Here is a 3,477-nt window from a genome sequence, read left to right on the forward strand (position 1 = left end):
CATAATTACCCCATGAAAACGCTCAAATTACGCATCAAAGACAAACACACCAATCAGCTAAATATCTTGGCTGGGTCGGTTAACTTTGTCTGGAACTACGTCAATGAGCTTAGTTTTAAGCACCTTCAACGTACCGGCAAATTCTTTTCGGCCTACGACTTAGCTGCCTATACCAAAGGTGCGGGTGAATACCTAAACTTGCATAGCCAAACCTTGCAAGCAGTGGCGGAAACCCATGCCAAATCTCGCAAACAGTTTAAAAAAGCCAAACTCAACTGGCGTACCAATAATCCTAAGGCCAAACGCAGAAACTTAGGTTGGATACCTTTTAAAAAAACCGCTATCAAACACCTAGCAACCCATCAATCAGGAAAGAAAAGCCTTAAATCTACCATTCAGCTTAGTCTTGCCAAAGGTAAAAAACTGACCATTGATGTATGGGATAGCTATAATTTAGCCCTATACAAGATCAACACCTGTGAGTTGGTGCAAGATAATCGTGGTCTTTGGTACGCCTGTATCACCGTTAAGGAATATCCAAAAATAGCCTGCGGCAGCGGCAAAGTCGGTATTGATTTGGGCTGCAAAGATGCAGCGGTGAGTAGTGATGGCGATAAACTACAAACCAAAATCACCCATCAATACGCTGAGAAACTGGCCATTGCTCAAAGGGCTAAAAATAAAAAGCGGGTTAAGGCCATTCACGCCAAGATTAAAAATACCCGCCAAGATTTGATCCATAAATTCACATCAAAGCTTGTCAAATCCAACAACTTAATAGTCGTTGGCAAGATAAAATCAAAATCATTCACTTCAAGCAAACTTGCCAAATCCGTCTATGACGCTGGTTGGTTTGAGACTAAACGGCAACTGGATTACAAATGCGCGAACGCAGGTTGCCACTATATCGAAGTGAATGAAGCGTACACAACCCAAACCTGCTCGTGTTGCGGCTCACGCCAAGACAGTCCGAAAGGTAGAGAAGGTCTTGGTGTCAGAGGGTGCGACATGAAGTCGTATTAAGGATGGTAATTGAGATTATTACCTGTTTTTCTATGAACAGTATCCTAGGTGCATGTGCATAACTGGTAACAGTTTTGTGCAAAGCTGCACTAACAATGTGCCAAGCAGAAATGCCAAGACAAAACCGCGAGGAAGTAGTCAAGCACTGATAGTATTAATCGGTCATGGTGCTAGGATTTTCGACAAGACTAACGTAAGTGAACATTTGATAAAAGTCATAACCAAGAACAAGCCAAAAATACTGATAGGCTTGAACCAAAAGGTATGCAGACAGGCTCAAGGAATCTCTGAATCTTTGACATAGACGTTGCTCTGCTGGCTGAAAGAATGAGTCTAAATCGAAATAAGTCCTTAATATGGAACATGGTAAGCCCTATATTCTCCCTGAATCATTGAGGGAAACCCAACCGCAAGGAAGGGCTATAGAATAGAGGGTATGAGAATGTGGAAAAAGCGAATGCCTATTTGTAATGAATGGGATAGAGGTTTGAAACATGACCTTATTGCAAAAGCAAGCAGACTTCCATGCGGTCTTTAATTACGAGATAGTTTGAAAAACCTTCTAAGATAGGAATAGCTGATGAATGGAACGAGAGTTTCAGGAGCACCAATCGACCAACATTTGCACTGGCACGATATCAATTGGGCTAAGTGTAATTGTGCGGTTAAAAGGCATCAAGCGCGTATCGTAAAAGCAACTCAAGAAGGTAAATGGGGTAAAGTTAAATCATTACAACATCTACTGACTCGCTCTTTTTCTGCAAAAGCATTAGCAGTCAAAAGAGTGACTGAAAATCGCGGTAAAAATACGGCAGGAGTTGATGGTACAACATGGTCAACCCCTGCTGCGAAAATGAAAGCCGTTAACTCGTTAAAACACAATGGATATAAGCCTCTGCCATTAAAAAGAGTAGCAATACCTAAGTCAAATGGTAAAGAGCGTCTATTGGGCATACCGACCATGAAAGATAGAGCTATGCAAGCGTTACACCTACTTGCACTCGAACCTGTCTCAGAAACACTCGCAGACAGTAATTCATACGGTTTTCGCTCTGCTCGTAGCACTGCTGACGCTATAGAGCAATGCTTTAAGATACTATCCCAAAAAGGCTCTGCACGTTGGGTTTTGGAGGGAGATATCTCTGCATGTTTTGATGATATCAAACACGAATGGCTAATAGACAATGTTCCCACGAATAAGACTATTCTAGGAAAGTGGCTAAAGTCAGGTGTAGTTGATAAAGGCAACTTGTTCGCAACTGAAAAAGGTACTCCGCAAGGCGGTATAATCTCACCTACTTTGGCAAATATGACGCTAGATGGGCTTCAGAAGGTAGTCGAGGGAGTAATTCCTCGCACCACTCGCAGAGGTCAGAATGTAGCTAAAGTAAACTTTGTAAGATATGCCGATGATTTTATCATCACTGGTGGAACGAAAGAGATACTGGAATATGAAATCAAACCTGCGGTTGTTGAGTTCTTTAAGTCTCGTGGCTTAACTTTGTCAAAAGAAAAGACAAAAATAACTCATGTAACAGAGGGATTCGACTTCTTAGGTCAAAATGTAAAGCGATACGGTGAAAAGGTGCTTATTAAACCTTCAACCAAGAGCGTCAAAAGCATTAAGACAAAAATACGAGAAATCTTGAATGGTAATAAGCAAACAACAGCGGAAAATTTGATTAGAATGCTTAATCCTATTTTACGAGGTTGGGCTAACTACCATCGACATATCGTATCTTCTAAGGTTTTTAGTAGCATAGACAATTTCATTTGGGAACAACTATGGCAATGGTCAAAAAGACGACATCCAAAGAAAAGTAGTACATGGGTGAAAAATAAATACTTTCATACTTATGGCTCTCGAAACTGGGTGTTTTCAGCCGAAATTTTAAAGACTGGTCTTAATACGCCTAACAAGTGGTTGAGGTTGGTTAACCTGACTTCGATATCCATTCAAAGGCATATAAAGATTAAAGGTGACGCAAATCCATTCGACCCAACATGGGAAGATTATTTTGATAAGCGTTTAATGAGTCTTATGAAAAAGTCTTTAAAAGGTAAGGCTAAGTTGACTTCAATATGGAAAAACCAAGAGGGAAATTGTCCTATCTGCAACTTAAAGATAGCCCAAGATGAAAAATGGGATATCCACCATAAAATACGCAAAGTTGATGGTGGTAGTGACAATGTAACGAATCTAGTTATGCTCCATTTGAATTGTCACAGACAAACCCATAGCCAAGATTACAGAATGAGTAGCTGACTCTCATTTGAGGGTTTATAAAGGCTTGAGCCGTATGAAGGGAAACTTTCATGTACGGTTCTTAGGGGAGAGGATTGTGGCAACACAACCCTTTTACCCGATTATGGTTTTGCAGTTCTTGTCAAACTGCCCATCAACGGGACGTTAATGGAGCAAAAAACATTCTCGCGGTCGGGCTTGGCCGTCTT

The 3,477-nt window shown here is 41.0% G+C and carries 2 protein-coding genes and 1 pseudogene; all 3 read left to right on the forward strand.

Features of this window, described 5'->3' with window-relative positions; all coding sequences use genetic code 11:
• Positions 1–12: 12 nt before the first annotated feature.
• Positions 13–1,002: pseudogene (locus ACT3TU_RS13735) on the forward strand (RNA-guided endonuclease InsQ/TnpB family protein); the annotation flags it as partial.
• A gap of 601 nt (positions 1,003–1,603) precedes the next feature.
• Positions 1,604–3,289, forward strand: a complete 1,686-nt coding sequence (gene ltrA / locus ACT3TU_RS13740; protein WP_192529875.1) for a group II intron reverse transcriptase/maturase — start codon at positions 1,604–1,606, stop codon at positions 3,287–3,289.
• A 74-nt stretch (positions 3,290–3,363) separates the two neighbouring features.
• On the forward strand, positions 3,364–3,477 hold a 114-nt coding region (locus ACT3TU_RS13745), incomplete at its 3' end, for a zinc ribbon domain-containing protein (protein WP_444784495.1).

The organism is Psychrobacter sp. AOP3-A1-26, from assembly GCF_052378235.1.
Lineage (GTDB): Bacteria > Pseudomonadota > Gammaproteobacteria > Pseudomonadales > Moraxellaceae > Psychrobacter.

What these genes read in the sequence shown, in the direction of transcription:
- ltrA (WP_192529875.1), top strand. Translation starts at nt 1,604, where the DNA reads ATGAATGGAACGAGAGTTTCAGGAGCACCAATCGACCAACATTTGCAC.